The organism is Arthrobacter russicus (assembly GCF_031454135.1).
Lineage (GTDB): Bacteria > Actinomycetota > Actinomycetes > Actinomycetales > Micrococcaceae > Renibacterium > Renibacterium russicum.
Genome location: NZ_JAVDQF010000001.1, coordinates 68510 through 93724 on the forward strand (window position 1 = coordinate 68510; position 25215 = coordinate 93724).

At 64.6% G+C, this 25215-nt stretch carries 26 protein-coding genes; 21 read left to right on the forward strand and 5 right to left on the reverse strand.

Annotation, left to right across the window (positions count from 1 at the left end):
- Positions 1 to 117: 117 nt before the first annotated feature.
- Both JOE69_RS00290 and JOE69_RS00295 read left to right on the forward strand, forming a co-directional pair.
- The gene (locus JOE69_RS00290) at positions 118 to 1434 is read left to right on the forward strand and encodes a M20/M25/M40 family metallo-hydrolase (RefSeq protein ID WP_309795076.1); all 1317 of its coding nucleotides are present in this window, start codon (positions 118 to 120) and stop codon (positions 1432 to 1434) included.
- The gene (locus JOE69_RS00295; protein ID WP_309795078.1) at positions 1434 to 2600 is read left to right on the forward strand and encodes an acyl-CoA dehydrogenase family protein; all 1167 of its coding nucleotides are present in this window, start codon (positions 1434 to 1436) and stop codon (positions 2598 to 2600) included. Before JOE69_RS00290 ends, JOE69_RS00295 begins: the two co-directional genes overlap by 1 nt.
- Here JOE69_RS00295 and JOE69_RS00300 read toward each other — a convergent pair.
- On the reverse strand, positions 2597 to 2854 hold the full coding sequence (locus JOE69_RS00300) for a DUF5703 family protein (protein ID WP_309795080.1): 258 nt from the start codon (positions 2852 to 2854) through the stop codon (positions 2597 to 2599). The genes JOE69_RS00295 and JOE69_RS00300 overlap by 4 nt on opposite strands.
- A 40-nt stretch (positions 2855 to 2894) precedes the next feature.
- Between JOE69_RS00300 and JOE69_RS00305 the strand changes: the two genes are divergently transcribed.
- On the forward strand, positions 2895 to 3158 hold the full coding sequence (locus JOE69_RS00305; RefSeq protein WP_296361766.1) for a hypothetical protein: 264 nt from the start codon (positions 2895 to 2897) through the stop codon (positions 3156 to 3158).
- Here the strand turns inward: JOE69_RS00305 and JOE69_RS00310 are convergent.
- On the reverse strand, positions 3155 to 4081 hold the full coding sequence (locus JOE69_RS00310; protein WP_309795083.1) for an aldo/keto reductase: 927 nt from the start codon (positions 4079 to 4081) through the stop codon (positions 3155 to 3157). The genes JOE69_RS00305 and JOE69_RS00310 overlap by 4 nt on opposite strands.
- A gap of 38 nt (positions 4082 to 4119) precedes the next feature.
- On the opposite strand from JOE69_RS00310, the gene JOE69_RS00315 reads away from it, so the two are divergent.
- Together JOE69_RS00315 and mshC are read left to right on the forward strand one after the other, a co-directional pair.
- Positions 4120 to 4959, forward strand: coding sequence for an undecaprenyl-diphosphate phosphatase (locus tag JOE69_RS00315; RefSeq protein ID WP_296361768.1), 840 nt, complete (start codon positions 4120 to 4122; stop codon positions 4957 to 4959).
- Between the two features lie 54 nt (positions 4960 to 5013).
- Positions 5014 to 6285 (forward strand): cysteine--1-D-myo-inosityl 2-amino-2-deoxy-alpha-D-glucopyranoside ligase, encoded by a 1272-nt coding sequence (mshC, locus tag JOE69_RS00320; protein ID WP_309795085.1) that lies wholly within the window; start codon positions 5014 to 5016, stop codon positions 6283 to 6285.
- Between the two features lie 21 nt (positions 6286 to 6306).
- Here mshC and JOE69_RS00325 read toward each other — a convergent pair whose 3' ends face one another.
- Positions 6307 to 7191, reverse strand: a complete 885-nt coding sequence (locus JOE69_RS00325) for a PAC2 family protein (RefSeq protein ID WP_309795087.1) — start codon at positions 7189 to 7191, stop codon at positions 6307 to 6309.
- 127 nt (positions 7192 to 7318) lie between these two features.
- Between JOE69_RS00325 and JOE69_RS00330 the strand changes: the two genes are divergently transcribed.
- Together JOE69_RS00330 and JOE69_RS00335 are read left to right on the forward strand one after the other, a co-directional pair.
- Positions 7319 to 8080: an HAD family hydrolase gene (locus tag JOE69_RS00330; RefSeq protein ID WP_309795089.1), complete on the forward strand. Its 762-nt coding sequence runs from the start codon at positions 7319 to 7321 to the stop codon at positions 8078 to 8080.
- The gene (locus tag JOE69_RS00335) at positions 8077 to 9249 is read left to right on the forward strand and encodes a site-2 protease family protein (RefSeq protein ID WP_296361771.1); all 1173 of its coding nucleotides are present in this window, start codon (positions 8077 to 8079) and stop codon (positions 9247 to 9249) included. Before JOE69_RS00330 ends, JOE69_RS00335 begins: the two co-directional genes overlap by 4 nt.
- A gap of 33 nt (positions 9250 to 9282) precedes the next feature.
- Here JOE69_RS00335 and JOE69_RS00340 read toward each other — a convergent pair whose 3' ends face one another.
- Positions 9283 to 9570: a helix-turn-helix domain-containing protein gene (locus tag JOE69_RS00340; protein ID WP_309795094.1), complete on the reverse strand. Its 288-nt coding sequence runs from the start codon at positions 9568 to 9570 to the stop codon at positions 9283 to 9285.
- Positions 9571 to 9652: 82 nt separating this feature from the next.
- On the opposite strand from JOE69_RS00340, the gene map reads away from it, so the two are divergent.
- From map to JOE69_RS00395, 11 genes are all read left to right on the forward strand, one after another.
- The gene (gene map / locus JOE69_RS00345) at positions 9653 to 10429 is read left to right on the forward strand and encodes a type I methionyl aminopeptidase (protein WP_296361774.1); all 777 of its coding nucleotides are present in this window, start codon (positions 9653 to 9655) and stop codon (positions 10427 to 10429) included.
- Positions 10430 to 10609: 180 nt separating this feature from the next.
- Entirely contained in the window at positions 10610 to 11722 is a 1113-nt protein-coding gene (locus tag JOE69_RS00350) for a tRNA (adenine-N1)-methyltransferase (protein ID WP_296361776.1), read from the forward strand.
- A 62-nt stretch (positions 11723 to 11784) separates the two neighbouring features.
- A complete protein-coding gene (arc, locus tag JOE69_RS00355; RefSeq protein ID WP_374709657.1) occupies positions 11785 to 13533 on the forward strand; it encodes a proteasome ATPase in 1749 nt (582 codons plus the stop codon).
- A 40-nt stretch (positions 13534 to 13573) separates the two neighbouring features.
- The gene (gene dop, locus JOE69_RS00360; protein ID WP_309795096.1) at positions 13574 to 15238 is read left to right on the forward strand and encodes a depupylase/deamidase Dop; all 1665 of its coding nucleotides are present in this window, start codon (positions 13574 to 13576) and stop codon (positions 15236 to 15238) included.
- A 68-nt stretch (positions 15239 to 15306) separates the two neighbouring features.
- Entirely contained in the window at positions 15307 to 15507 is a 201-nt protein-coding gene (locus JOE69_RS00365; RefSeq protein WP_296361779.1) for a ubiquitin-like protein Pup, read from the forward strand.
- A gap of 6 nt (positions 15508 to 15513) precedes the next feature.
- Positions 15514 to 16368 (forward strand): proteasome subunit beta, encoded by an 855-nt coding sequence (gene prcB / locus JOE69_RS00370; RefSeq protein ID WP_309795098.1) that lies wholly within the window; start codon positions 15514 to 15516, stop codon positions 16366 to 16368.
- 11 nt (positions 16369 to 16379) lie between these two features.
- The gene (gene prcA, locus JOE69_RS00375) at positions 16380 to 17096 is read left to right on the forward strand and encodes a proteasome subunit alpha (RefSeq protein ID WP_309795100.1); all 717 of its coding nucleotides are present in this window, start codon (positions 16380 to 16382) and stop codon (positions 17094 to 17096) included.
- A gap of 72 nt (positions 17097 to 17168) precedes the next feature.
- Positions 17169 to 18554, forward strand: coding sequence for a Pup--protein ligase (pafA, locus tag JOE69_RS00380; RefSeq protein ID WP_309795102.1), 1386 nt, complete (start codon positions 17169 to 17171; stop codon positions 18552 to 18554).
- A gap of 109 nt (positions 18555 to 18663) precedes the next feature.
- Positions 18664 to 19593 (forward strand): FKBP-type peptidyl-prolyl cis-trans isomerase, encoded by a 930-nt coding sequence (locus tag JOE69_RS00385; protein WP_309795104.1) that lies wholly within the window; start codon positions 18664 to 18666, stop codon positions 19591 to 19593.
- 44 nt (positions 19594 to 19637) lie between these two features.
- Positions 19638 to 20033, forward strand: a complete 396-nt coding sequence (locus JOE69_RS00390) for an FKBP-type peptidyl-prolyl cis-trans isomerase (RefSeq protein WP_296361788.1) — start codon at positions 19638 to 19640, stop codon at positions 20031 to 20033.
- A 58-nt stretch (positions 20034 to 20091) separates the two neighbouring features.
- Positions 20092 to 22107, forward strand: coding sequence for a helix-turn-helix transcriptional regulator (locus JOE69_RS00395; protein WP_309795108.1), 2016 nt, complete (start codon positions 20092 to 20094; stop codon positions 22105 to 22107).
- 35 nt (positions 22108 to 22142) lie between these two features.
- On the opposite strand, the gene cycA is transcribed toward JOE69_RS00395, so the two are convergent.
- Positions 22143 to 23582, reverse strand: coding sequence for a D-serine/D-alanine/glycine transporter (gene cycA, locus JOE69_RS00400; protein ID WP_309795111.1), 1440 nt, complete (start codon positions 23580 to 23582; stop codon positions 22143 to 22145).
- A 31-nt stretch (positions 23583 to 23613) separates the two neighbouring features.
- On the opposite strand from cycA, the gene JOE69_RS00405 reads away from it, so the two are divergent.
- The 3 genes from JOE69_RS00405 to tatC are packed head-to-tail and all read left to right on the forward strand — an operon-like array spanning position 23614 to position 25185.
- Positions 23614 to 23988 (forward strand): hypothetical protein, encoded by a 375-nt coding sequence (locus JOE69_RS00405; RefSeq protein WP_309795114.1) that lies wholly within the window; start codon positions 23614 to 23616, stop codon positions 23986 to 23988.
- 55 nt (positions 23989 to 24043) lie between these two features.
- Positions 24044 to 24334, forward strand: coding sequence for a Sec-independent protein translocase subunit TatA (locus JOE69_RS00410; protein WP_309795116.1), 291 nt, complete (start codon positions 24044 to 24046; stop codon positions 24332 to 24334).
- A gap of 56 nt (positions 24335 to 24390) precedes the next feature.
- Positions 24391 to 25185 carry a twin-arginine translocase subunit TatC gene (tatC, locus tag JOE69_RS00415; protein ID WP_296361795.1) on the forward strand — a complete coding sequence of 265 codons (795 nt, stop codon included), beginning with the start codon at positions 24391 to 24393 and terminating at the stop codon, positions 25183 to 25185.
- Positions 25186 to 25215 lie beyond the last annotated feature (30 nt).

Here is a 25215-nt window from a genome sequence, read left to right on the forward strand (position 1 = left end):
AAAAGCAGCGAGAAAAACCATAACACGACTCAGGGCGAAACTCGGAATCGAAGGCCGGCCTGACCGGCGGTAGGCTGGGAACACACCCAATGGCGTACAGCGATCGGAGAGTCAGGCGTGGCAGAGCTCAGCAGCAACCAGATTGCCTCGGAGGAAGTCATCCGGATTTGCCGGGATTTGATCCGGATCGACACCTCGAATTACGGTGACGGCACCGGCCCGGGGGAACGCCAAGCCGCGGAGTACACGGCCGGTCTGATCGAAGAGGTCGGCTTGGCGAGCACGGTATTCGACTCCGCACCCGGACGGACTTCGGTGCTGACCCGGATGCAGGGCAAAGATTCGACCAAGGGCGCGTTGGTGGTCCACGGGCACCTGGACGTGGTTCCGGCGCAGAAGGAGGATTGGTCGGTCGATCCTTTCGGCGCCGAAGAGAAAGACGGTTTGATTTGGGGCCGCGGCGCGGTGGACATGAAGGACATGGACGCCATGATCCTGACCGTGATGCGTTCCATGGCCCGGGAGGGCAGAGTCCCGGAACGCGACCTGATCTTCGCGTTCTTCGCGGACGAGGAAGCCGGCGGCACTTATGGATCGCATTGGGCGGTGCAGAATCGCCCCGAGCTGTTCGAAGGCGCAACCGAAGCCATTTCCGAAGTCGGCGGGTACTCCACCGAAATCGGCGGGCGGCGCACCTATCTGTTGCAGACCGCGGAAAAGGGACTTTCCTGGTTGCGCTTGGTTGCGCATGGCCGGGCCGGGCACGGTTCGCAGATCAACACCGACAACGCGGTGACCAGGCTGGCTGCCGCGGTGACCCGGATCGGCCAGTACGAGTGGCCGATCGAGCTGACCAAGACCACGCAACAGTTCCTGGACGGCGTCACCGAGCTGACCGGGGTCGAATTCGATCCGGACAATCCGGAGCTGATCCTGAAAGAGTTGGGCACGGTCGCCCGCTTCGTGGGCGCGACGCTGCAGAACACCACCAATCCGACCGTGCTGCGCAGCGGATACAAGCACAACGTGATTCCGGGCAGCGCGGAAGCGCTGATCGACGCCCGGACGCTCCCGGGACAGCAGGAACAGGTGCTCGAGATCGTCCGCGAGCTGGCCGGCGAGGGGGTGGACGTGAGCTACTCGCACCGGGACGTCGATCTGGAAGTGCCGTTCTCCGGCAACCTGGTGGATTCGATGATCGACGCGTTGCACGCGGAGGATCCCGGTGCCAAGGTGCTGCCGTATACGTTGTCCGGCGGAACCGACAATAAGGCACTGAGCCGTCTGGGCATCACCGGCTATGGCTTCGCCCCGTTGCAGCTGCCGAACGATTTGGACTTCGCCGGGATGTTCCACGGCGTCGACGAGCGGGTCCCTGCCGCCTCGCTGCACTTCGGCATCCGGGTGCTGGACCGGCTGCTGAGCAACTACTGATGGACCGCGCGCAGTTGCTTGCCGAGCTGCTCGACGAGGAGCTGCTGCAGCGTTTCCGGTTCCGTGCGGCCGAGGCCGACCGGGAGAACCGCTTCTTCGACGAGGATCTCGCCGAACTGGCTGAGCTCGGCTATTTGGCGGCCTTCGCCCAACCGGGTGCTTCATTGCAGGCGGTGGTGCGGGCGCAGCGCCGGCTCGCCACTGCGGCGCCGGCCACCGCATTGGCAGTCAACATGCACTTGGTCTGGACCGGAGTGGCGAAGCTGCTCAAGGACCGCGGGGACGATTCCCTGCAGTTCGTGCTCGACGAGGCATCAGCCGGCGAAATCTTCGCCTTCGGGAACTCGGAAACCGGAAACGACTCAGTGCTCTTCGACTCGACCACGGTCGCCGAACCGACCGGGCGCGGCGGCTACCGGTTCACCGGCAAAAAGATCTTCACTTCGCTCTCCCCGGCGTGGACCCGATTGGGCGTTTTCGGCAAGGATTCCTCGGGCACGGAGCCGGTGCTGGTGCACGGATTCATCGATCGCGGCCAGCCCGGATACTCGATTGCGGACGATTGGGACACGCTGGGCATGCGGGCCAGCCAGTCGAACAGCACCGTGCTCGACGGCGTCGAGATACCGGCCGCACGGATCTTCCGGGAACTCCCGGTCGGCCCCAACGCCGATCCGTTGATTTTCGCGATCTTCGCCAACTTCGAGATTCTGCTCGCCGCGGTGTATGCCGGGATCGGCGAGCGGGCGGTGACCTTGGCCGCCGAGGCTGCCAAACGCCGTCGTTCTTTGAAAAACGACGCACCCGCCGCCAGCGATCCGCTGATCCGGGCCAGAGTGGCGAAGGCCGCGATGCTCATGGATGGCATTTACCCGCAGATCGACGTGCTGGCTGCGGAGGTTGACGGGCAAGCAGATCACGGTACGCAATGGTTCGCGAAGCTGGTGGGTTTGAAAATCCGGAGCACCGCCGCGGCGCGCGAGGTCGTCGATTTGGCGATCCAGGTCAATGGCGGGGCAAGCTACTTCACCGGGAACGAATTGGGCCGGCTCTACCGGGACGTGCTCGCCGGGCAATTCCACCCGTCGAGCGAAGACTCGGCCCTGGGCACCATCGCCACCGCGTGGTTGGGGCCGGTACCGGACCCGGCGGGGGAGTCGGACTAGACCGTCCGCTCGACCCGCAGGACTTTGCGCCGCAGCCAGAATTGCCGGCCGCCACCGATGTACAACCGGCTGCGTTGCAGTTCCCATTTGCCGTATTCGGCGTGCTCAACCAGGCGTTGCCGCGCTTCGTGCAACGACTCGCGCGGGCTGACCGTGAGCACCAGATACTCATACTGCCGGGCGTAATCCCGTTCCCGTCGGACTGAGGCTTCCTGGCCGCCAGATGGAGTCCGCCGGCCAAATTCTTCTCTCATGACTCCCCATTTTCATCCCATTAGGGCTAACGTCGTCTTTATGAGCATAGATCCGCGTGTCGCATTGCAGTCCCTGATCTCAGCGCTCGAGGAGCATTTGGCTGCTTCAGTGGCTCGTCGGGGTGACGATGATCCTGCCGTAGAGGCAGCTTATCTTGCCATCGCCGACGCCTTCGAGGTCTATGAAGAAGTACTTTACGATTCGTACGGCGAAGTCACGCCTCTGGTCATCTACGAGGACGATTCCGACGGTGACGACGAGTTGGACGACGAGGACGAAGACCTCGAACCGATCGAGAACTAACCGGAAACTTCGTCGAGCACTGCCGAAATCTGTTCCGGCAACGGTTCCAGGCTGGCCGACAAGATCGACTGCAGTTGCGCCGGGGTCCGAGGGCCGACCACCGCGCTGGCCATCGCCGGTCGATCCAGCAACCAGCTGAGCGCGACGTCCAGAGGAGCCCGGTCCAGGCCTTTCGCCGCGGTGACCAATGCCTCGGCCACCCGGCTGCCGGGGCCGCTCAGATAGGGCTCGACGTAGCTGGCATGTTCGCCGGCGCCCCGGGAATCGGCCGGGATCTGGCCGCGGTACTTTCCGGTGAGCACGCCTCGGCCCAACGGGCCCCAGGCCATCAGGCCGATGCCGGCGTCCTCGGCGGCCGGCACCACTTCCGCTTCGGCTGCTCGGTTGAGCAGCGAATACTCGACCTGTTCGGCGACCAAGGTGCTGCCGGAACTCAGCGCCGCCTTGGCCAATTGCCAGCCGGCGTAATTCGAGATCCCGGCATAACGTACCCGGCCGGATTGCACCGCGTGGTCCAGCGCGCTCATGGTCTCCGCCAAGGGCACGTGCGGATCCCAGGTGTGGGCCAGCCAGAGATCGAGGTAATCGGTGCCCAGGCGGGCCAGCGAAGCGTCGAGTCCGGCGAGCAGGCCGCGGCGGGAGCAATCGACCATCCGTTTTCCGTCGCGGCGTTCGATGCCGGCTTTGGAGACCAGGACCAGATCCGCCCGGGGTACCACGTCGCCGAGCAACTCGCCGATGATCGCTTCACTGCGGCCCTCGCCGTAGCTGACCGCGGTATCGACCACGGTGCCACCGGCTGCGACGTAGGAACCCAGCAAATCCCGGCATTGGTCCTCGTCCGTGCCGCTGCCCCAGGTCATCGTGCCCAGGCTCAGAGTGGAAACTCGCAGGCCGCTGTGGCCGAGGAAACGTTGCTGCATGAAAGAAGTTTACGGGTGAATGGCATAAGGTCAGGTACGTGAATTGGTTAGAAGCAGCTTTCTTGGGACTTGTGCAGGGATTGACCGAATTCCTCCCGATTTCCTCCAGTGCCCATCTGTTCATCGTGAGCAAGCTCTTCGGCCTCGCGGACCCGGGGGCGGCGTTCACCGCCATCAGCCAGCTGGGCACCGAGGCCGCCGTCGTGGTCTTCTTCTGGAAGGACATCGTCCGGATCATCAAGAGCTGGTGGCTTTCGATCGTCGGAAAGCTGCCGCGCAATGACCCGGACGCCCGGATGGGCTGGTTGGTGATCATCGGGTCCATTCCGATCGTGGTGATCGGGATCTTCTTCCAGGACCAGATCGAAGGCGCGCTGCGCAACCTCTGGATCGTGGCGACCACCTTGATCGTCTTCGGCGTGATCCTGGCGGTGGCGGATGCGCTCGGCAAACACCAGCGCAAACTCGAGGAACTGACGGTCAAACACGGCATCTTCTACGGGCTGGCGCAGTGCTTGGCGCTGATTCCGGGCGTCTCCCGTTCCGGCGGCACGATTACCGCAGGCCTGCTGATGGGCTACACCCGGGAAGCCGCCGCGCGGTATTCCTTCCTGCTGGCCATCCCCGCGGTGCTCGGCAGCGGCTTCTACCAGCTGTTCAAAGTGTTCGTGAAAGGCGAAGGGGTCCAGGGCCCCTACGGCTTCGGCGAAATCGTGCTGGCCACGGTGGTCGCCTTCATCGTCGGCTACATCATCATCGGTTGGTTCCTGAAGTTCATTTCGCACAACAGCTACCGGCTCTTCGTCTGGTACCGGATCGCTTTGGGGCTCGCGGTGTACTTGCTGCTGGGCTTCGGCGTCATCCCGGCGATGAACTGAACGCGGTCGGAACACCCCCCCGCACAAGAACCCCCGCGAAAGAAAGCTGATCCCGTGAAATCCTGGTCCACCCGGCCGCGACCCGAATTGCCCGGACGACTCGACGGACTGGCGCTGTTCGACACCGTCGAAGGGGCATTGCTGCCGCTGCCGACCGAAGGCGCGGCGAGCCTCTATGTTTGCGGCATCACTCCCTACGATGCGACCCATATGGGCCATGCGGCGACTTATCTGGCTTTCGACTTGTTGGGCCGGGCCTGGCGGGATGCCGGCGTCCAGGTGAGTTTCGTGCAGAACACCACTGACGTCGATGACCCGCTGTTGGAGCGGGCCGCGCGTGATGGCGTGGACTGGCGCGATCTGGCCGCGCAGCAAATCGAACTCTTCCGTAGCGATCTGACGGCCTTGAACATCATCGCGCCGGAGCATTACATCGGTGTGGTGGAAGCAATCGAATGGATCGTCCCGGCGGTGGAAGAACTGGTCGCCGGAGGCTTCGCCTACCGGCTCGACGGTGGGGACGTGTACTTTGACCTGGCCGCCGCGTCTGCTGCGGAACGGGTGCCGGTAACGCAGGGTTGGTGGCTGGGGCAGATCAGCAGGCTCTCCGAAGCCCAGATGCTCGAACTCTCCGCCGAACGCGGCGGGGACCCGGAGCGGCCCGGCAAACGCCATGCCTTGGATCCCATGCTGTGGCGCGCCGAGCGCGCCGGCGAACCGTCTTGGCCGGGAGCCTCGCTGGGCCCGGGACGGCCGGGTTGGCACATCGAATGCACGGTGATTGCCAGGAAATTCCTGCCGGCGCCGTTCACCGTGCAGGGCGGTGGATCGGATCTGGTCTTCCCGCACCACGAAATGGGCGCCGGCCATGCTTGGGCGCTGGACAGCACACCCTTGGCCCGGCGTTACGCGCACACCGGAATGGTGGGGCTGGACGGCGAGAAAATGAGCAAGTCGAAGGGCAACCTGGTGTTGGTCTCCGCGTTGCGCGCACAAGGCGTCGATCCGATGGCGATCCGGCTCGCCATGCTGGCCAATCACTACCGGACGGATTGGTCTTGGACGGAACAATTGCTGGCGGCCGCCCAAACGCGGTTGATCGCCTGGCGGCGGGCCTTGGCCACCGCGCCGGTGGGTTCCGGCACGCCGCTGCTCGCCGAATTGCGGGCTGCCCTGGCTGCGGATTTGGATGCGCCCGCGGCGTTGGCCGCCGTCGACCGCTGGGCCGATTCGGCTGCTGAACCGGACGCGCCCAAGGGCGATCCGGCGGAAGCGCAACTGGTCGCCGATGCGATCGAGTCGTTGCTCGGCGTCGTGCTTCGCTGAGCCGGACGGCCGCCGGAAGCGTCAGGGTTTTTCTTTTCCGCGCCGCCGCAGGTAGCGCTCGAACTCCCGGGCAATCGATTCTCCGGTGGCTTCCGGCAGATCTGCGGTGTCCTTGGCCTCCTCCAGCTGATGCACATACGCGGCGATCTCCGGATCTTCGGTGGCCAATTCGTTCACCCCGCGTTCCCAGGCGTCGGCTTCTTCCGCGATGTCGGCGGTTTCAAAGGGCACTTGGAGCAGTTCTTCGATCCGGTGCAGCAGCGCCAACTGGGCCTTCGGCGAAGGGGACTGGGCCACGTAGTGCGGCACCGCGGCCCAGAGCGAAAGCACCGGCAGGTCCCGTTGCTCCGCCGCCTCGGCCAGGACGCCGACAATGCCGATCGGCCCCTCGTATTGTGGCGCCTCGAGATTGAGCCGCTCCCGGAACGCGCTGTCATCGCTCGAGGAGGTCACCGGGATCGGCCGGCTGTGCGGGACGTCCGCCAACAGCGCGCCGACCAGGATCAAGCAATCCGCGCCCAGCTCATCGGCATGCTGGAGCAGCTCCGCGGTGTAAGCCCGCCACTTGTACGACGGCTCGATGCCGTGCACGAAGACCAGATCCACCGGATGGTCCGGCAAAGCCGCGCGGCTCAGCCTGGTGGTGGGCCATTTGACCTTCCGGTTCCCGGCCGCATTTCGCCTGATCACCGGGCGGGTGAATTGGAAGTCGTAATACTCATCCGCTTCGATCCGGGCGACCTTCTGCGCGCCCCACAATTTGCTGAGATATTTGAGCGCATCGCTGGCGGCATCACCGGCGTCATTCCAACCTTCGAATGCGGCAAGCATGACGGTGATCCGTTCCCCTTCGGGGACCGGAGGCAGCAGCTTGCCGGCTTCAGCAGCGTCATCGAATCTGTTCACCTTCCCACCCTACGTCGCGGTACCGGAGTGTGCCCGCCGCATACAGCTGCGACACAGCCGCCTTCGCCGAGAGCTTAGCCCGGGCCGACGGTGCGGCGCCGGGCTGCCGGGCCGCTAAAATGGGTTCATGCATTCTTCTCTCAGCAATTCCTCCGTGCCCGGGGCCGACGGAACCGCGGCCGCGCAGGGTTCCCCTGCTGAGCAACCGGTGTCCGAGAGCTGGTTGAAAGCGGTGCTTTGGGATATGGACGGGACCCTCGTGGACACCGAACCGCACTGGATCGACGCCGAGCGGGCGCTGGTCGAGGAATTCGGTGGAACGTGGCAGCACAGCCAGGCGATCGAGCTGGTCGGCCAGTCCTTGTGGCACTCCGCCGGGATCCTGCAGCAGGCTGGCGTCGCGCTGGGCAAGCGGGAAATCATCGACGAACTCACCCGGCGCGTGATCGGACGGATCCGGCTGGAACTGCCTTGGCGCCCCGGAGCCCGGGAGCTGCTCGCCGATCTGCGCAATGCCGGAGTCCGTTGCGCCCTGGTGACCATGAGCGAAGGCCCGCTGGCCGCTGAAATCCTCGCCGCCTTGCCGGACCGCAGCTTTGAATTCATGGTGACCGGAGATCAGGTGGAGCACGGAAAGCCGCATCCGGAGCCTTATTTGCGGGCCATCGAACAGCTCCGGGAAACCGACCCGGAGCTGGCTGCGGCGCACTGCCTGGCGCTGGAAGACTCGGTGCCCGGAGTGACTTCGGCCTTGGCTGCCGGGCTGCTGACCGTGGGCATTCCGCACACCGTGCCGCTTCCGGACGATCCGGCCCGGGTCACCTGGGACACGTTGGCCGGCACCACCGCGGCCGATCTGATGGCGTTGAAGGCGACGGCCCAGACGTGAGCGGTCAAGAGCCACAGGCTGAATTGCGGGTACGGCGGGAAGGGATTCCGCTGGGCCGGATCGCCGGAGTCCCGATCATCCTCGCCTATTCCTGGTTTCTGATCGCGGCCTTCACCGTGCTGGTCTTCGGTCCACAGGTGAGCGAGCTTTTCCCGAGTCTGGGCATCGGCGCGTACGGTGTGGCCTTGGTATATGCCTTGTTGTTGCTGTTCTCGGTCCTGGTGCACGAACTGGCCCATGCCTTGGCAGCCCGGGTCTACCACTGGCCGACGCAGAAGATCGTGCTCAACCTCTGGGGCGGGCATACCCAATTCGAAAACTTCACCGCGACGCCGTGGCGTTCCCTGGTCGTCGCGCTCAGCGGGCCGTTGGCCAACTTCGTGCTCGCTGGGATCGCTTACCTGGTGCTGATGAATGTCTCAGCTCCGATCAACATCACGGCCCGCGTGATCATCCTGCTGCTGAACATCTTCGTGTGGGCGAACTTCCTGATTGGCATCTTCAACGTGCTCCCGGGCTTGCCGCTCGACGGCGGACGCCTCGTCGAGTCGATCGTCTGGCGGGTCACCGGAAGCCAGGAGAAAGGCACTGTCGCGGCCGGTTGGGCGGGCCGGGTGGTCGTGGTCCTCCTGCTGGTCGGCGTGCTCGGCGTGCCGTTGCTGACCCGCCAGCCGCTGAACATCCAGACTGCGCTGTTCAGCCTGTTCATCGCCGGATTCCTCTGGGTCGGGGCGAGCCAGGCGATCAGCGGCGCCCGGATGCGTTTGCGTCTGCCGGAGATCAGTGCCGGCAAGCTCAGTGGGCCGGCGATCGGGATGTCCGACGAGGTGTCGGTGTCCCAAGTGCTCAATACCGTCTCGGCCAACCCGAGCGTCAGTGTGGTGCTGTGCGGACGGGACGGCCGCCCGGCCTACCTCGTGGATCCGCTGGTCTTGGCCACGGTGCCGCTGACCGCAGCTGCGTCCACGCCCGCCACTGCGGTTTCGCATGCTTTGCCGGAGGGCGGGTATGTCCCGGAGTCGGCTTCCGGCCAGGAACTCGTGCAGTACCTGGCCCAGCTTTCCGGGAGCGAATACGCGGTGATCGATCCGCGTGGACAAGTCACCGGATTGTTGCGCCAACGCGTGGTGGTAGCCGCGATCACCGGGAAATCTCTCCCTGACGCTTGAGGCCGGTAAGCACCGGAAACAGCGCGGCGACGGTCAGGAAGCCAGCCGGGTTCCGGCGTCGGAATCATTGGCTTCGTCGGACCGGCGGATGCTAGCCCACACCGAGTCCAGCGAAAGCCCCAACACCTCGGTGATGGCCGCGATGGTTGAAAAGGCCGGAGTGGCCACCCGCCCGGATTCGATCTTCCGGAGCGTTTCCGGCGAGACACCGGCGTCGAGCGCGGTTTCGAGCATCGACCGTTCGCCCCGGGCCCGGCGCAGGACGGCGCCCAGGCGCTGTCCTCGGGCTACTTCTTCGGCAGTGAGCGGTAATCTGACCATGGATCCAATTGTAATACCGGGATAACATGGCCGGTATAGTTATTGGCAAGATGGTCATTGGTTTAGTCGAAACGAGAACGGCATGATTGAAATCCTGAACCCCCTCGAGCTGGCCCGGGCAAAGGTGACCGGCGCGTTGGTCGCGGATATCCTGCAGAGCGTGAAAAATCGCAGCACCGTCGGTACGAACTTGCTCGAGATCGACGGCTGGGTGCAGACGATGATCGCCGAGGCCGGAGCGCAGTCCTGTTACGTCGACTATGCGCCGGCTTTCGGGCGTGGTCCGTTCGGACACTACATCTGCACGTCGGTCAACGACGCGGTGCTGCATGGACTGCCACACGACTACCAGTTGGCCGACGGCGACCTGCTGACTCTCGACCTGGCCGTGCTCAAGGGCGGAATCGCCGCGGATTCGGCGATAAGTTTCCTGGTGGGCGATTCGCGGCCGGCCGGGAGCCTCGAGCTGATCGATGCGACGGAACGCGCACTGGCCGCCGGGATCGCGGTCGCCGGCCCCGGTGCCTACACCGGCGACATCTCCTACGCGATCGGTTCGGTGCTCAGCGAAGCCGGCTATCAGATCAACACCGAATTCGGTGGGCATGGCATCGGATCGACGATGCATCAGGATCCGCATATTTCGAACTCCGGCCGGCCCGGCCGCGGATTCAAGCTGCGTCCGGGATTGCTCCTGGCGCTCGAGCCGTGGATCATGGCCGATACCGCGACCTTGGTCACCGACCCCGACGGTTGGACGCTCCGCAGTGCAACCGGCTGCCGCACAGCGCACCGCGAGCACACCATTGCGATTACCGACGATGGAGCTGAGATCCTCACTCTGCCGACCTCGGTCTGAGTCGATTCCGCAGCTGGGCTCAGTCCTCAGCTTTTGGCTGACTTGGGCGCAGTTGAGCAGGGTGTAGGCGGGGATTACCCTGCTCAACTGCGCCCAAGTGGGGATATCTGTGTCAATGCCGCGGGTCCCTCGCGCGCTACGCTTAGAGCCAGGCTTGATTTTGTCTTTTGGAAAAACAGAATGGACTTTCGTTACGTGAGCAATGTGATCTCCCCGGAACCGCAGGACCGACCGCACGGGGCAGCTGCCCGCCGTGGACCGTTCCGAGTCGGTGAGCGGGTCCAATTGACCGACGAACGCGGTCGGATGAATACGATCACGCTGACCGACGGAGCAGCTTTCCATACCCACAAAGGCTTCCTCAACCACGAAGAGCTGATCGGGAAATCCGAAGGCTCGATCGTGGCGAACACCACTGGCCAGCTCTACCAGGCGCTGCGGCCGCTGCTGAGCGATTTCGTGTTGTCGATGCCTCGTGGCGCAGCGGTGGTCTACCCCAAGGACGCCGGGCAGATCATCACGATGGCGGACATCTACCCGGGTGCCCGGGTGGTCGAGGCGGGCGTCGGATCCGGGGCGCTCTCGATTTCGCTGCTGCGCGCGGTCGGCGACCAAGGCTACCTGCATTCCTTCGAACGGCGCGAAGAGTTCGCCGCGATCGCCCGTGGGAACGTGGAGACCATTTTCGACGGACCACACCCGGCCTGGCAGATTTCGCTGGGCGACTTCCAAGACGAAGTGGTCAAAGCGGAGGCGCCCGGCAGCGTCGACCGTGTGGTCCTGGACATGCTCGCACCCTGGGAATGCCTCGATGCGGTGGCCACGGTGTTGGCCCCGGGCGGAGTTTGGATCAACTATGTGGCCACCGTGACCCAGTTGTCCCGGACCGCTGAGGCGATCCGGGCAGACGGCCGGTTCACCGAACCGGATGCCTGGGAATCCATGGTGCGCGGCTGGCATCTCGAAGGCCTGGCGGTGCGGCCGAACCATCGGATGGTCGCGCATACCGGATTCTTGTTGGTGACCCGCAAGCTGGCCGACGGCGTGACCTCGTTGGCCTTGAAACGGCGGCCTTCGAAAACCGAGTTCAGCGATGAGGACCTGGAAGCCTGGACTCCGGGCTCGGTCGGCGAACGCTCGGTGTCGGACAAAAAGCTGCGCCGCGCGGCGCGGGATGCCTCGGCGACCACGCAGACCCGGGGCCATGTTGCGCCGGCGCAGCCGACCGTGCCGCGTCCGGCGGCAGAAGATTCTGTCCAGGAAACGGACCAGGCACAAAATCCCGACGCTTAGTGTTCTAGATTGGTAGGGGAGGGTCGCTTCTCGTTGGAGCGGCCGCTAAGGAGCTGATCACGATGACCCACATTCCGGCAGAAAATCCGAGTGGATCCGAAGCCAAGGACTATCCGGCTTTGGAACGCCAGTTCAACGTGCTCCGGGACAAGCTCCGTGCCGTGGACAAACAACTGTCCGCAGCCACCCAGACCAACGGCAAGATGACTTTGATGCTGCAGACGGCAAAAGCCGAGATCCTGCGGCTCAAAGCGGCCTTGGAAAAAGACGGCCAGGCGCCTTACGGCTTTGCCACCGTGGTCCAGATCAATCCACGGCGGAACTCTGCGCCGGGGGCGGGGCAGGCCGGCGGCGTCGCAGTGACCGAAGAAACGGTGGACATCGCCTACCAGGGGCGCAAGATGCGGGTCGGGTTGAGCCCGCTGGTCAATATCGCCTCGCTCAGCCCGGGCCAAGAAGTGCTGCTGAACGAATCTTTGACCGTGGTCGCCGGTTTGGGTTTCGACCGGACCGGGGAAATCGTGACGGTCAAAGAACTGCTCGGCACCGACCGGGCGTTGGTGACCGGCCGGGCCGACGAAGAGCGCGTGGTCAAGCTCTCCGGGGCTTTGATGAGCCAGAAAGTCCGGGTGGGCGACGCCTTGTCCACGGATTCGCGGACCGGGTACGCCTTGGAGAAGATTCCGCGCTCCGAGGTCGAGAACCTGATCCTCGAGGAAGTACCGGATATCTCGTATCACGATATCGGCGGACTGGGCCCGCAGATCGAGCAGATCCGGGACGCCGTCGAGCTGCCTTTCCTGCACCCGGACCTCTACCGGGAACATGGTTTGAAAGCCCCCAAAGGCATCCTGCTCTACGGCCCGCCCGGCTGCGGCAAGACCCTGATCGCCAAAGCCGTGGCGAACTCGCTCGCAGCGCGGGCGGCCGAACGCAGCGGGCAGAAGGAAACCAAGAGCTTTTTCCTGAACATCAAAGGCCCGGAACTGCTGGACAAGTACGTCGGCGAGACCGAACGGCAGATCCGGTTGATTTTCGCCCGGGCGCGGGAGAAGGCTTCGGACGGCAGCGCGGTGGTGGTTTTCTTCGATGAGATGGACTCGTTGTTCCGCACCCGGGGGACCGGGGTCTCTTCCGACGTGGAAACCACGATCGTGCCGCAGCTGCTCAGCGAGATCGACGGCGTCGAACGCCTGGACAACGTGATCGTGATCGGCGCCTCGAACCGCGAAGACATGATCGACCCCGCGATTCTGCGTCCTGGACGGTTGGATGTGAAGGTCAAGATCCAGCGTCCGGACGCTGAGGCGGCCGCGGACATCTTCGCCAAATACGTCACCGTGGACCTGCCGTTCCACCGGGACGACGTCGAGGCGCACGGCAACAGCGCCCAGGCCACCGTCGACGCGATGATCCAGCGCACCGTGGAAGCCATGTACTCCACGGACAAATCCAATGAGTACCTCGAAGTGACCTACGCCAACGGGGACAACGAAATGCTTTACTTCAAAGACTTCAACTCCGGCGCCGTGATCCAGAACGTCGTCGACCGGGCGAAGAAGTATGCGATCAAAGATCTGCTGACCACCGGGGACAAGGGGATTCGGATCGATCACATGCTGCGCGCCGTGGTTGATGAATTCCGGGAACACGAAGACATGCCGAACACCACCAACCCGGATGATTGGGCCAGGATTTCCGGCAAAAAGGGCGAACGGATCACGTACATCCGTACCATCGTCCAGGGCAAAGCCGGGCAAGAACCAGGCAAAACCTTGGAAACCTCGCTCAATACCGGCCAATACCTGTGACCCGGGGGTCCGAAGTCCGGCAGGCCAAGGGCGCGTCGGGATGACCGCGATCCGGGTGATGGGCGCGGAAACCGAGTACGGCATCCATGTGCCGGGCGCCCCTGGACTGAACGCCACCTGGCTCTCCAGCCAAGTGGTGCACAGCTACGCGATGTTCGCCGCGCAGCATGCGGCAGGGGGTGCGGAGACCCGTTGGGACTACACCGACGAGAATCCTTTGGCGGACGCCCGCGGCTGGGCCCTGCCTCGGGACCAGGCGCATCCTTCGCAGCTGACCGATGACCCGGCCGCCGCAGCGCCCTCGGGTGAATCGTGGGCCGGACCGGGCGGCCGCCCGGATGTGCTCACGGCTGCCGGAATCGCGCTGTCGGACTGGGATTCGGCGGACGGCGCTTTGGACACCGCGGACCGGGTGGACGCCCCGCCGATGGTGATGAACATGGTGCTCGGCAACGGGGCACGCCTGTATGTCGACCACGCGCATCCGGAGTATTCCTCGCCGGAAGTCACCAACCCGGAGGACGCGGTCACCTGGGATTTCGCCGGCGACGAGGTGGCCCGACGGATTCTGGCGGATCTGGCCGAGCGGCGGGCCAACGGCGAGCCGGAGCTGCCGGAGATCCAGCTGTACAAGAACAACACCGATTCCAAAGCCGCGTCCTACGGCAGCCACGAGAACTATCTGATGCCCAGGCAGCTGCCGTTCGGCCAGATCGTCTCCGGGCTCACGCCGTTTTTCATCACCCGGCAGCTGATCTGCGGAGCGGGCCGAGTAGGGCTTGGCCAAGACGCCGCGGTCCCGGGCTTCCAGCTGAGCCAACGGGCCGACTTCTTCGAGGCCGAGGTGGGCCTGGAAACCACGATCCGGCGCCCGATCATCAACACCCGGGACGAGCCGCATTCGGTGGCCGACAAGTATCGCCGGCTGCACGTGATCATCGGCGACGCCAACCTTTCCCAGGTCTCGCACTACCTCAAGTTCGGCAGCACTGCCCTGGTGCTCGACCTGATCGAGCGCGGGCTGGCTCCGCAACTCGAGGTCTGGGAACCGGTCGAAGCCCTGCAAGCCGTCAGCCATGATGTGTCCGGGCAGAACAAATACCGGTTGATCGACGGCCGGCGGGTCACCGCCTTGGACATCCAGTGGATGTATTTCGAAGCGGCGCAGCGGGCCGCCGAGCAACGGCCGGACCGGCACACCGCGGGCGTGCTGCAACGCTGGGCGGATGTGCTCACCGGATTGGCCACCGGATACCGCGAGGTCAGCGGCAAAGTCGAATGGGCGGCAAAGCTCGCGTTGCTGGAACAGTACCGGGAGCGCGATGGCCTGGCCTGGGACGATCCCAGGCTGGCGTTGATCGATCTGCAATGGGCCGACGTCCGGCTGGACAAGGGACTGGCGAACCGACTGCAGGTGCGCGGACGTTTGGACACCGTGGTCAGTGCTGCCCGGATCGAATCCGCCGTGCTCCGGCCGCCGGAAGACACCCGGGCCTATTTCCGCGGCGAATGCATCCGGCGCTTCGGGGCCAGCGTGGTCGGCGCATCCTGGGACTCGGTGATCTTCGAGCGCCCGGCCCAGCGCAGACTGCAGAAGGTCCCGACCCGCGAACCGTTGCGCGGCACCAAGGCGTTGACCGGCGAGCTCTTCGAAGCCCACGCGGATCTGGAGGATTTCCTGCAGAGTCTGCTCGGCGGGATCTGATACCGGACAACTCCGGGCGGGCATGGCAGGATGAGGAATGAAAGTACCTTCGACAGCAGGAGTGCGTGATGGCAGGTCAGGAGCAGCAAAGCAGTAGGCCGCGCGAGGAAGAACAGGACGGCGCGGACACGCCGATCCCGGCCCCCGCCGTCCCGCAGGCAAGCGCGCATACCGAAGGGCTCGATGACCTGCTCGACGAGATCGACGGGGTGCTCGAATCCAATGCCGAAGAATTCGTCCGTGGATTCGTGCAAAAGGGCGGACAGTAGGCCGCAATGGATGCCCCTTCGAATCCGCGCCCGGCACCGGGCTGGCGCAGTCCCGGGGAACGTGTGGTCCGGGACCTGGCCGCCGCGGCGACGTCGTCGTTCAGCGAGCATTTGGCGCAATCGCGTCCCGACCTGTTGCCCTTCAACCAGCCGCTGCCGCCGGGTGCGTTGCCGGTCACCCCGCACGCCACCACGATCGTGGCGATGACCTTCGCCGGCGGCGTGCTGATGGCCGGCGACCGGCGCGCCACGATGGGTACCATGATCGCCAGCCGGCACATTGAAAAGGTTTTCCCGGCGGACGGTTACTCGGTGTTGGGGATTGCCGGCACCGCAGGTTTGGCGATCGACATCACGAAGCTCTTCCAAGTGGAATTGGAGCACTACGAGAAGATCGAGGGCACGACCCTGTCCTTGGAAGGCAAGGCGAACCGGCTGGGCGCCATGGTCCGGGGCAATCTGCCGATGGCGCTGCAAGGGCTGGCAGTGGTGCCGCTGTTCGCCGGCTACGATCCGGCTTCCGCGCAGGGCCGCCTGTTCTCCTATGACGTCACTGGTGGACGGTACGAGGAACTGGAGCACCACAGCGTGGGTTCCGGCTCGGTCTTCGCACGCGGGGCGATGAAGAAGCTGTGGAAACCGGGGTTGACCGAGGCGGAGGCGATCCGGGTGTCGATTGCCTCCTTGTTCGACGCGGCCGACGACGACTCGGCCACCGGCGGCCCGGACGTGGTGCGGAAGCTCTGGCCGATCGTGTACACCGTGACCCGCAACGGCAGCCGGAAGGTGGCCGAGCACGAACTCGGCGAAGTAGTGGCATCGGTGCTCGCAGAACGCACCGAACTCGGCCGGGAAGCCTGAAGGAGCCGACCATGACGCAGCAGTTCTACGTCTCGCCCGAACAGGTCATGAAAGACCGTGCGGATTTCGCGCGCAAGGGCATCGCCAGAGGCCGGTCAGTGGTGGTGGTGTCCAGTCTCGACGGCATTGCCTTGGTGGCGGAGAACCCTTCGCCGTCGCTGCACAAGATCGGTGAGATCTACGACAAGATCGCCTTCGCCGCGGTCGGCAAGTACAACGAGTTCGAATCGCTCCGGCAAGCCGGGGTCCGGTATGCGGACGTGCGCGGCTATTCCTATGACCGGGAAGACGTCACCGCACGCGGGCTGGCGAGCGTCTATGCGCAGAGCCTCGGCGCGGTCTTCACCGCGGAACAGAAGCCGTTCGAGGTGGAGCTGGCGGTCGCCGAGGTGGGGGCGAACCAGGAACAGGACCATCTGTACCGGTTGACCTTCGACGGTTCGATCGCCGATGAGACCGGCTTCATCGCCATGGGCGGCCAGGTCGACTCGGTGCACCAGGTGGTCGCCGGCGGCTGGCAGCCGGGCGCCGGGCTCGCCGATGTGATCCGGCTCGCGGTCCGCGGCCTGGCGGCGGACCGCGAACCCGCAGTCGATCTCGACGCTGCGACCTTGGAAATCGCGGTCTTGGACCGGAACCCGGAAAGCGGCCGCGGTACCGCCCGGGCCTTCCGCAGACTCGGGCCGGCCGAAGTCACCGCTGCGCTGGACGAATCGGCTTCCGGCTAGCAAACCGGCATTGGCCGACTGGAACCGGCGGCCGGCCGAAAGCCAGTCGTTATCGCAGATCAAGGGAGCAGCATGGACCGTAGGATTTTCGGCATCGAAACCGAGTTCGGAATCACTTTTTCGAGCCGAGAGTCGCGGCCGCTCTCACCCGAAGAAGTCGCCCGATACCTGTTCCGGAAAGTGGTCAGCTGGGGGCGGAGTTCCAACGTCTTCTTGGCGAACGGCTCCCGGCTGTACCTCGATGTGGGCTCGCATCCGGAGTATGCCACTGCGGAATGCGACGACATCGCCCAGCTGATCGCGCACGACCGGGCCGGTGAGCTGATCCTCAATGATCTGGTGGCCGAGGCGGAGAGCCGTTTGGCACTGGAAGGCTTCAAGGGCCAGGTCTACCTGTTCAAGAACAACACCGACTCGGCCGGCAATTCATACGGCAGCCACGAAAACTATCTGATCGGGCGGCGCGGCGAGTTCAGCCGACTGGCCGAAATCCTGATTCCCTTCCTGGTCACCCGGCAGCTGATCGCCGGTGCCGGCAAAGTGCACCAGTCCGACGGGAACGCGAGCTACTCGTTCTCGCAACGGGCCGAACACATCTGGGAAGGCGTCTCCTCGGCCACCACGCGTTCCCGACCGATCATCAACACCCGGGACGAACCGCACGCCGATGCGGAACTGTACCGGCGGCTGCACGTGATCGTCGGCGATTCGAACATGTCCGAGACCACCACGATGCTCAAGGTCGGCACCGTCGATTTGATTCTGCGGATGATCGAAGCCGGCGTGATCATGCGGGACCTGCGGATGGAGAACCCGATCCGATCGATCCGGGAGATTTCCCAGGACCCGACCGGCCGGGCGCCAGTGAAGCTGGCCAACGGCCGAGTGCTCGACGCGCTGCAGATCCAGCGCGAATACTACGAAAAGACCTCGGAATTCTTGGCCGGACATGGCGCGCACAACGCTTTGGTACCGCGGATCATGGACCTCTGGAACCGCACCCTGTCGGCGATCGAAGATCAGGACACCAGCGGCATCGACACCGAAATCGATTGGGCGATCAAGAAGAAGTTGCTGGATTCGTACCAGGCTAAGCACGATCTGGCCGCGGATTCGCCCCGGCTGGCGCAAATCGATTTGGCCTACCACGACATTTCGCCGAGCCGTGGTTTGTTTTACCTGCTGCAGAACCGCGGTGCCGCGGCCAGAGTGCTCGACGGCGATGCCGCCCAGGCTGCGGTCGAAGCGCCGCCGAACAGCACCAGGGCCGCCTTGCGCGGCCGGTTCGTCCGGGCCGCGCAGGCCGCGGGGCGCGACTACACGGTGGACTGGGTGCACCTCAAGCTCAACGACCGGGCACATCAGACGGTGCTGTGCAAAGACCCGTTCCGGAATCAGGACGAACGGGTCGATGCACTGATCGACTCCCTGCTCGGCCAAGGTGACTTTTCAGACTGAACGGCTAAACTGGCCGGGGCCGGTACCGGCCGACGAGTTCCCGACGAATTGAGTGTTTGTGCGCCGATCTTTGGCCGTAGCGGCCGCTATTGTCCCTCTGGCTCTCCTATTGTCCGCCTGCGGCGGTGGCGGCGACCCGGCATCTTCCAGCGCGTCCAGCTCGGCCTCGGCGAGCGTGCCGGCTGCGAATTCGGAACTGCTGGACAGCGTCAAAGTCACGCCCGGAGAAGCCGGCAAAGCCCCCACGGTGGACTTCCCGAAGCCCCTGAATATGCCGCAGATCGCCATGAAACTGACCAATGAAGGCAGTGGTGAAACGGTGGTCGCCGGTCAGCAGGTGACGCTCCGTTCGGCATCCTTCAATGCGCAGGACGGCACGTCGAACGGCGAGAGCTTCAGCCAGGGCACCGGCACCGAGATCCTCCTCGACGACAGCTTCAAGGCCCAGGCCGCGCTGCCGTACAGCGTGATCGTCGGCGCGAAGGTCGGCGCCTACTTCGCCTATGGCGTACCGGCGCAACCGGCGGCGCAAGGCGCAACCGCGCAACCGGCTTCGATCGAGGTCTACTACATCGAATCGGCCAAAACCCCGCCGCCGCTGCCGACCCTGGCCACCCCGGAGGAGTCCAAGCAACTCGATTCGGACGGCAAGCTGCCCAGCGCGACCTTCGACGACAAGGGCGTGCCCAGCATCCAGGTCCCGGCCGTCGACCCGCCGGCGAACCTCGTGGTGAAGGTGCTCAAAGAGGGCAGCGGAGACGCGCTGAAGTCCACGGATTCGGCCAACGTCGAATACACCGGCTGGAAGTGGACCGACCCGAGCACCCCGTTCGACTCGAACTACGGCAAGGGCTCGCCGTTCAAAGTCACCTTGTCCGGCGGTGTGATCAAGGGCTGGCTGATGGGCTTGGTGGATCAGAAGGTCGGCTCGACCGTGATGCTGGTGATCCCCGCGGCCCTGGGCTACGGCGACAACCCCAGCGGCGGACAGCCCGGCGGCACGCTGGTCTTCGTGGTGAACATCCAGGCCAAGGCCTAGCCGACGAGATTTTCCGATTCAACGACTACCCTTTGAGGAGCATCATGTCTTTTGGACAACGTGATTACGACCGCACCAAACCGGAAATCGATTTCCCCGAGCATGAAGTCCCCACCGAATTGGTGATCGAGGACTTGATCCCGGGCGACGGCGCGGAGGTGCAGCGCGGGAACACAGTCTCGGCGCATTACGTCGGCGTGGCCTTTTCCACCGGCGAGGAGTTCGACTCCTCCTGGGGCCGCGGCAACCCACTCGACTTCACGGTCGGCGTCGGCCAGGTCATCCAGGGTTGGGACCAGGGCCTGCTGGGTATGAAGGTGGGCGGCCGGCGCCGGCTGGAGATCCCTTCGGAACTCGCCTACGGCGAACGCGGCGCGGGTGGCGCGATCGCGCCCAACGAAGCGTTGATCTTCGTGGTCGACCTGGTCGGCGTCCGCTGAGCGCGTACTGAATCACCGGGTGCCGGGAGCGGACACGCATTTCGCCTAAGCTGGAGGCGTGTCCGCTTCTCGTACCGAGCGTTTGCTCAATCTGCTGATCGCCCTCCTGGAAACCCGGACCGGGCGCAGCAAGGAATTTTTGCGCCAGAACATTCAGGCGTACCGTGATTCGCCCTCGGAGGAAGCCTTCGAGCGGATGTTCGAGCGGGACAAAACCGACCTCCGGGCGATGGGCATCCCGTTGGAAGCCCGGACCGAAGCAGGGCTCTTCGAGGAAGATCCGGGAACCACTTCATACCGGATCCCGAAAGAAAAATACCGGCTTCCGGAACTGCGGTTCAGCGTTCAGGAAGCGGCGGTGCTGTCGCTTTCGGCGCGTCTCTGGGGCCGGGCGGCCCTGGGCACCGCGGCTGCCCGAGCGGTACGGAAAATCGAAACCAGCGGGGCGCTGCCGCAGGAGCCCTCCGCCGAGCCGCTGCTCGAACCCCGGATCAGCACCCGGGAGCCTGCCTTCGAGGACTTGTTGGAGGCCGCCACAGCGCGCCAGGAAATCAGCTTCGACTATCAAGGCCGCTCGGATGCGGCACCTTCGGCGCGCCGGGTGCAGCCCTGGGGCCTGGGCCAGAAGTTCGGCCATTGGTACCTGATCGGCTTCGACCTGGACCGGCAGGCGCAGCGGGTCTTCCGGCTGTCCCGGATCGATGGCCCGGTGGTCGCCGACCCGCGGAGCAGCTTCGAACGCCCCGCGGATTTCTCGGTGTCGGCGTCTTTGGACTCCATGGTGCTCCCGGCGGAACAGCCTTCGGTGCTCCTGGTCCAGGACGGCCGTGCCCAGGCATTGCGGGACCGGGCCAAGCCGTTGCCGGACGACGTCGGGCAAGCCGCCCAAGCGGGCTGGGACGTGCTGAACGTGCCGTTCGGCTCCGAGCCGGCCTTCGCGAGTGAACTGGCCGGTTGGGGATCCCGCGTGGCGGTCCGCGCGCCGGAGGGCTTGCGCGCCGCAGTGCGCAGCCGGCTGTTGGGCGTGCTCGAGGCGGCAACGCAGCCGCTGCCGGATCTTTCGTCCGCGGTGGCCGGCAGACCGGCGGCACGGAGCAAAACCACGGCCCAGGATCATTTGCGCAGATTGGTCGATCTGGTGCCGTTCCTGGTGCACCACCAAGGCCTGCACCTGGACGAGATCGCCGCCGAGTTCGGCATCACCAGGAAACAACTGGAGGCGGACCTCAGCCTGATGATGGTCAGCGGCCTGCCCGGCGGTCTGCACGGGGACTTGATGGACGTCAGTTGGGAGAGCGGCCACGTTTTCATCGCCGATGCCGAGGAGCTCTCCGAACCGGTTCGATTCAGCCTCGATGAAGCCTCGGCGCTTCTGGTCGGCTTGGAGGCGCTGAGCGCTTTGCCCGGAGGGTCCGGGGATTCCGCAGTTCGATCGGCTGCCGCGAAGATCAGCGCTGCGGCGGATGAAGCCGCCGGTGGCATCACCGGAACCGTCGGGGTGCGTTTGGCGGCCCCGGAACATGCCGGGACGCTGGCGCTCCTGCAGCGCGCGATCCGGGAACAGAAACAGCTCCAGCTGCGGTATTTGGTGCCGCACCGCGACGAAATCACGGAACGGACCGTGGACCCGCAGCGGGTGTTCTCCAATGATGAAGCCTGGTACCTGCAGGCTTGGTGCCACAGTGCGGAGGCGCAACGGATCTTCCGGCTCGATCGGATCCGGGAAGCCGCACTGGGCGGCCCGGTGGACTCTCCGGAAGCCGGCCCGGGATCCGATTTCCCCGAGCAACTGTTCAGCTCGAGCGCTGCGGACACCGAGGTCACCTTGCTGCTGGACGGATCGGCGCGTTGGGTCGCCGACTATTACGATGCCCAGCGGGTCGCGGATCTCCCGGCGGCGCCGGAAGGCGGTCGGCGCTGGTGCCAGATCGCCACGATCCGGGTCGGCAGCGTCGGCTGGTTGCCGCAGTTGGTGGCCCAGCACGGTGGCGCGATCCGGGTGCTCGAGCCCGCGGACCTGGCGGCGGAAACTGTCCGCTGGACCGAAGCGGCCCTCGGCAACTACCAGGAGTAGTCGACGAGGGCCGTCAGCGGTCGGAACCGGGAGGATCAGGACTCGGCCAGCGCCTTGCGCCGGCCCCTGCGGACCAGGGCGAAGTAGCCGATGGTCAGCAAGGCGTACCAGACCGGTGCCACGAACAGGGCGATCCGGGTGTCTTCGAAATAGCCCAGCGTGACGATGATCAAGGCGAAGAAGACCAGCACCGTCCAGGCCATGAACCGCCCGCCGGGCATTTTGAACTTCGAGGCGGCGTGCAGCTCGGGGCGCTTCTTCCGGTAGGCCAGATAGGAAACCATGATGAATCCCCAGACCGTGATGAACAAGATCGCCGAAATCGAGGTCACGAAGGTGAAGGCCGCGCCCACGGAATTGTCCGCGTAGAGCAGCGCCACGCCGGGCAGCAGCGCCAAGCAGGAGAGCATCAGCGCCCGGGCCGGCACTTTGTTCCGGGACAGTTTGTAGAAGGTCTTCGGCGCTTCACCGTCACCGGCCATGCCGTACATGATCCTCGAGGTGGAAAAGATGCCCGAGTTGGCGCTGGAAGCCGCTGAGGTGAGTACCACGAAATTGACCACGCCGGCGGCCGCCGCCAAGCCGATCAAGGCGAACATTTCGACGAACGGGCTCTTGTCCGCCTGGGCGTAGCGCCACGGGGTGACCGCCATGATCACGATGAGTGAGCCCACGTAGAACAAGAGCACGCGGATCGGAATCGAGTTGATCGCCCGCGGCAGGGTCTTTTCCGGGTCTTTGGTTTCGGCCGCTGCGGTGCCGGCCAACTCGATGCCCTGGAAGGCGAAGATCGCGATCTGGAATCCGCCCAGGAACCCGATGAAACCGTTCGGGAACATCCCGCCGTCGTTCCAGAGATTCGCCAGCGAGGCGGTGTCGCCATTGGGCGAGCGGAAGGCGATCGCTACCAGCACGATCCCGATGACCACCAGTGCGATGATCGCGACCACCTTGATCAGGGCGAACCAGAATTCCAGCTCGCCGAAGAGCCGGACCGCAACCAGGTTCAGGACCAGGAAGAGCACAATCGTCAGCAGCGCCGGAATGAACAGCGGAATGTCCGGTGCCCAGTACTTCACGTAGCCGGAGATCGCCACCAAATCGGCGATGCCGATGATGATCCAACAAATCCAATAGGTCCAGCCGACCATGAATCCGGCCCACGGGCCGATCAGATCGCCGGCGAAATCGGCGAAGGTGCGGTAGCCCAGATTGGAGAGCAGGATTTCGCCCATTGCGCGCATGACGAAGAAGAGCATGAAACCGATGATCATGTAGACGAAGATCACGCTGGGGCCGGCGACGCTGATCGTCTTGCCGGAACCCAGGAAGAGCCCGGTGCCGATCGCCCCGCCGATCGCGATCAGCTGGATGTGCCGATTGCTCAGTCCTCGGGTGAGATGTTGGCCGTTGTCGTCGTGTTGCTGGGGGGCTGCCGGATCGGCGCCCGACGGCTTGGTCGGTAGTGTGGGCATGAATCCTTCTGAGTGTCTCTAGACTGGTTCCATGCCTTGGTGGTCATGGATCGTGATCTGGGTCGCATTGTTGGCCCTCTCCTTGTTATACGTTGTGCTGCTCGGAATCAAGTTGTGGCGGCATGTCGTGCGTCTGGGAAAGGAATTCAGCGAAGCCTCTGCCCGAATGGGCAACCGGACCGGAGGGCCCGACGGCGAGCTCCCGGGGGGCGCCGCGGAAACGCCGCTCCCGGAACGCGAACCCGGTTGGGCGGTTTCCAGCGACCCGGCCCTGCTGGCCGAGGAATACCGGGCCGGCAAACGCCGACGGCGGATCGATCGAGTCCGACGCCGGGTGGCCCGGCGGCGGTTGCGCGGGCAGGCGCAGTCGTTGCGCGACCTCGAACTGGTCAAAGCGAACAAATAGCAACAACGGCTCCGCGGACGCGGTAGGATGAATCAGCAAACCGAAAGGAATCTTCGTGGGGTTTTTAAGAGAGCCGTGGGTTATCGGCATCATCGTTTTGGTCCTTGTGCTGCTCTTCTTCGCCCCGAAGCTTCCGGGGATGGCGCGCAGCCTGGGCCAGTCGTTCCGGATCATCAAATCCGAGGTTCGCGAGTCGAAGAACGACGGCAAAGAAGCTGAACAGAAAAACAGCGCTGCCGAGCCGCCGGTGGAGGGCACCGTGGTGAACCCGGTGAACCCCAACAATGCGCCCGGCACCGGCACCACTACCGGGCAGACGACTCCGCCTGGCAACACCCCGGCTTAGCGCCACAGCGGGACGTGGCACTTTTCAAGGGGCGTAAAGCCAACCCCGAGGGGCGGATGTCCCTCAAGGAACACCTGATCGAGCTGCGCAACCGGCTGATCAAAGCGTCGATCGGGTTGATTCTCGGCGCAGTCGCCGGATGGTTTTTCTACGATCCGCTGTTCGCCGCGATTTCGGAGCCCCTGGTCAAATTGGCCAAGGAACGCAACTTCGATGCCGGCGTGAACTTCGCCGGAGTCGCGACGGCATTCGATTTGCGGGTGCAGGCCGCGTTCTTCCTGGGCGCGATCATCTCCTCGCCGATCTGGATCTATCAGATCTGGGCGTTCATCACGCCGGGGCTCAACACCAAGGAACGCCGTTACACCTTCGGGTACATGTTCGCCGCGGTGCCGTTGTTTTTGGCCGGCGCCTATTGCGGCTGGTGGGTGATGCCGAACATCGTGTACGCGCTCACGTCGTTCACCCCGCAAGGCGGCACGAACTTCATCCAGGCCACCGATTACATCACCTTCATCATGCAGCTAGTGCTCTTCATGGGCATCGCTTTCCTGGTGCCGGTGGTTCTGGTCGGCGTGAACATGGCCGGCGTGCTGCGCGGCAAGACGATGTTCAAAAGTTGGCGGATCACGGTTCTGGCGGTCACCATCGTTTCCGCCATGGCCGCACCGGGCAATGACGCCTTCACGATGTTCCTCTTGGCCGGGCCTCTGCTGTTGCTGTATTTCGGCGCGATGGGTCTGTGCGTGTTACTGGACCGGCGGCGGGACAAGCGTGCTGCGAAACGCGTCCAGGAGACCGAGGACACCGCTGATTCCGCCACGCCGCTGAGTGATTTGGGCAACCTGTAGCAAAGCTCGGCCCGGTGGGGGCATAGGCTG

Excerpts from the sequence above, each read along its gene's own strand:
- JOE69_RS00295 (WP_309795078.1), top strand. The coding sequence starts at position 1,434 with ATGGACCGCGCGCAGTTGCTTGCCGAGCTGCTCGACGAGGAGCTGCTG.
- JOE69_RS00300 (WP_309795080.1), bottom strand. The coding sequence starts at position 2,854 with ATGAGAGAAGAATTTGGCCGGCGGACTCCATCTGGCGGCCAGGAAGCC.
- JOE69_RS00305 (WP_296361766.1), top strand. The coding sequence starts at position 2,895 with ATGAGCATAGATCCGCGTGTCGCATTGCAGTCCCTGATCTCAGCGCTC.
- JOE69_RS00310 (WP_309795083.1), bottom strand. The coding sequence starts at position 4,081 with ATGCAGCAACGTTTCCTCGGCCACAGCGGCCTGCGAGTTTCCACTCTG.
- JOE69_RS00330 (WP_309795089.1), top strand. The coding sequence starts at position 7,319 with ATGCATTCTTCTCTCAGCAATTCCTCCGTGCCCGGGGCCGACGGAACC.
- JOE69_RS00340 (WP_309795094.1), bottom strand. The coding sequence starts at position 9,570 with ATGGTCAGATTACCGCTCACTGCCGAAGAAGTAGCCCGAGGACAGCGC.
- map (WP_296361774.1), top strand. The coding sequence starts at position 9,653 with ATGATTGAAATCCTGAACCCCCTCGAGCTGGCCCGGGCAAAGGTGACC.
- JOE69_RS00350 (WP_296361776.1), top strand. The coding sequence starts at position 10,610 with ATGGACTTTCGTTACGTGAGCAATGTGATCTCCCCGGAACCGCAGGAC.
- arc (WP_374709657.1), top strand. The coding sequence starts at position 11,785 with ATGACCCACATTCCGGCAGAAAATCCGAGTGGATCCGAAGCCAAGGAC.
- dop (WP_309795096.1), top strand. The coding sequence starts at position 13,574 with ATGACCGCGATCCGGGTGATGGGCGCGGAAACCGAGTACGGCATCCAT.
- JOE69_RS00365 (WP_296361779.1), top strand. The coding sequence starts at position 15,307 with ATGGCAGGTCAGGAGCAGCAAAGCAGTAGGCCGCGCGAGGAAGAACAG.
- prcB (WP_309795098.1), top strand. The coding sequence starts at position 15,514 with ATGGATGCCCCTTCGAATCCGCGCCCGGCACCGGGCTGGCGCAGTCCC.
- prcA (WP_309795100.1), top strand. The coding sequence starts at position 16,380 with ATGACGCAGCAGTTCTACGTCTCGCCCGAACAGGTCATGAAAGACCGT.
- pafA (WP_309795102.1), top strand. The coding sequence starts at position 17,169 with ATGGACCGTAGGATTTTCGGCATCGAAACCGAGTTCGGAATCACTTTT.
- JOE69_RS00390 (WP_296361788.1), top strand. The coding sequence starts at position 19,638 with ATGTCTTTTGGACAACGTGATTACGACCGCACCAAACCGGAAATCGAT.
- cycA (WP_309795111.1), bottom strand. The coding sequence starts at position 23,582 with ATGCCCACACTACCGACCAAGCCGTCGGGCGCCGATCCGGCAGCCCCC.
- JOE69_RS00405 (WP_309795114.1), top strand. The coding sequence starts at position 23,614 with ATGCCTTGGTGGTCATGGATCGTGATCTGGGTCGCATTGTTGGCCCTC.
- tatC (WP_296361795.1), top strand. The coding sequence starts at position 24,391 with ATGTCCCTCAAGGAACACCTGATCGAGCTGCGCAACCGGCTGATCAAA.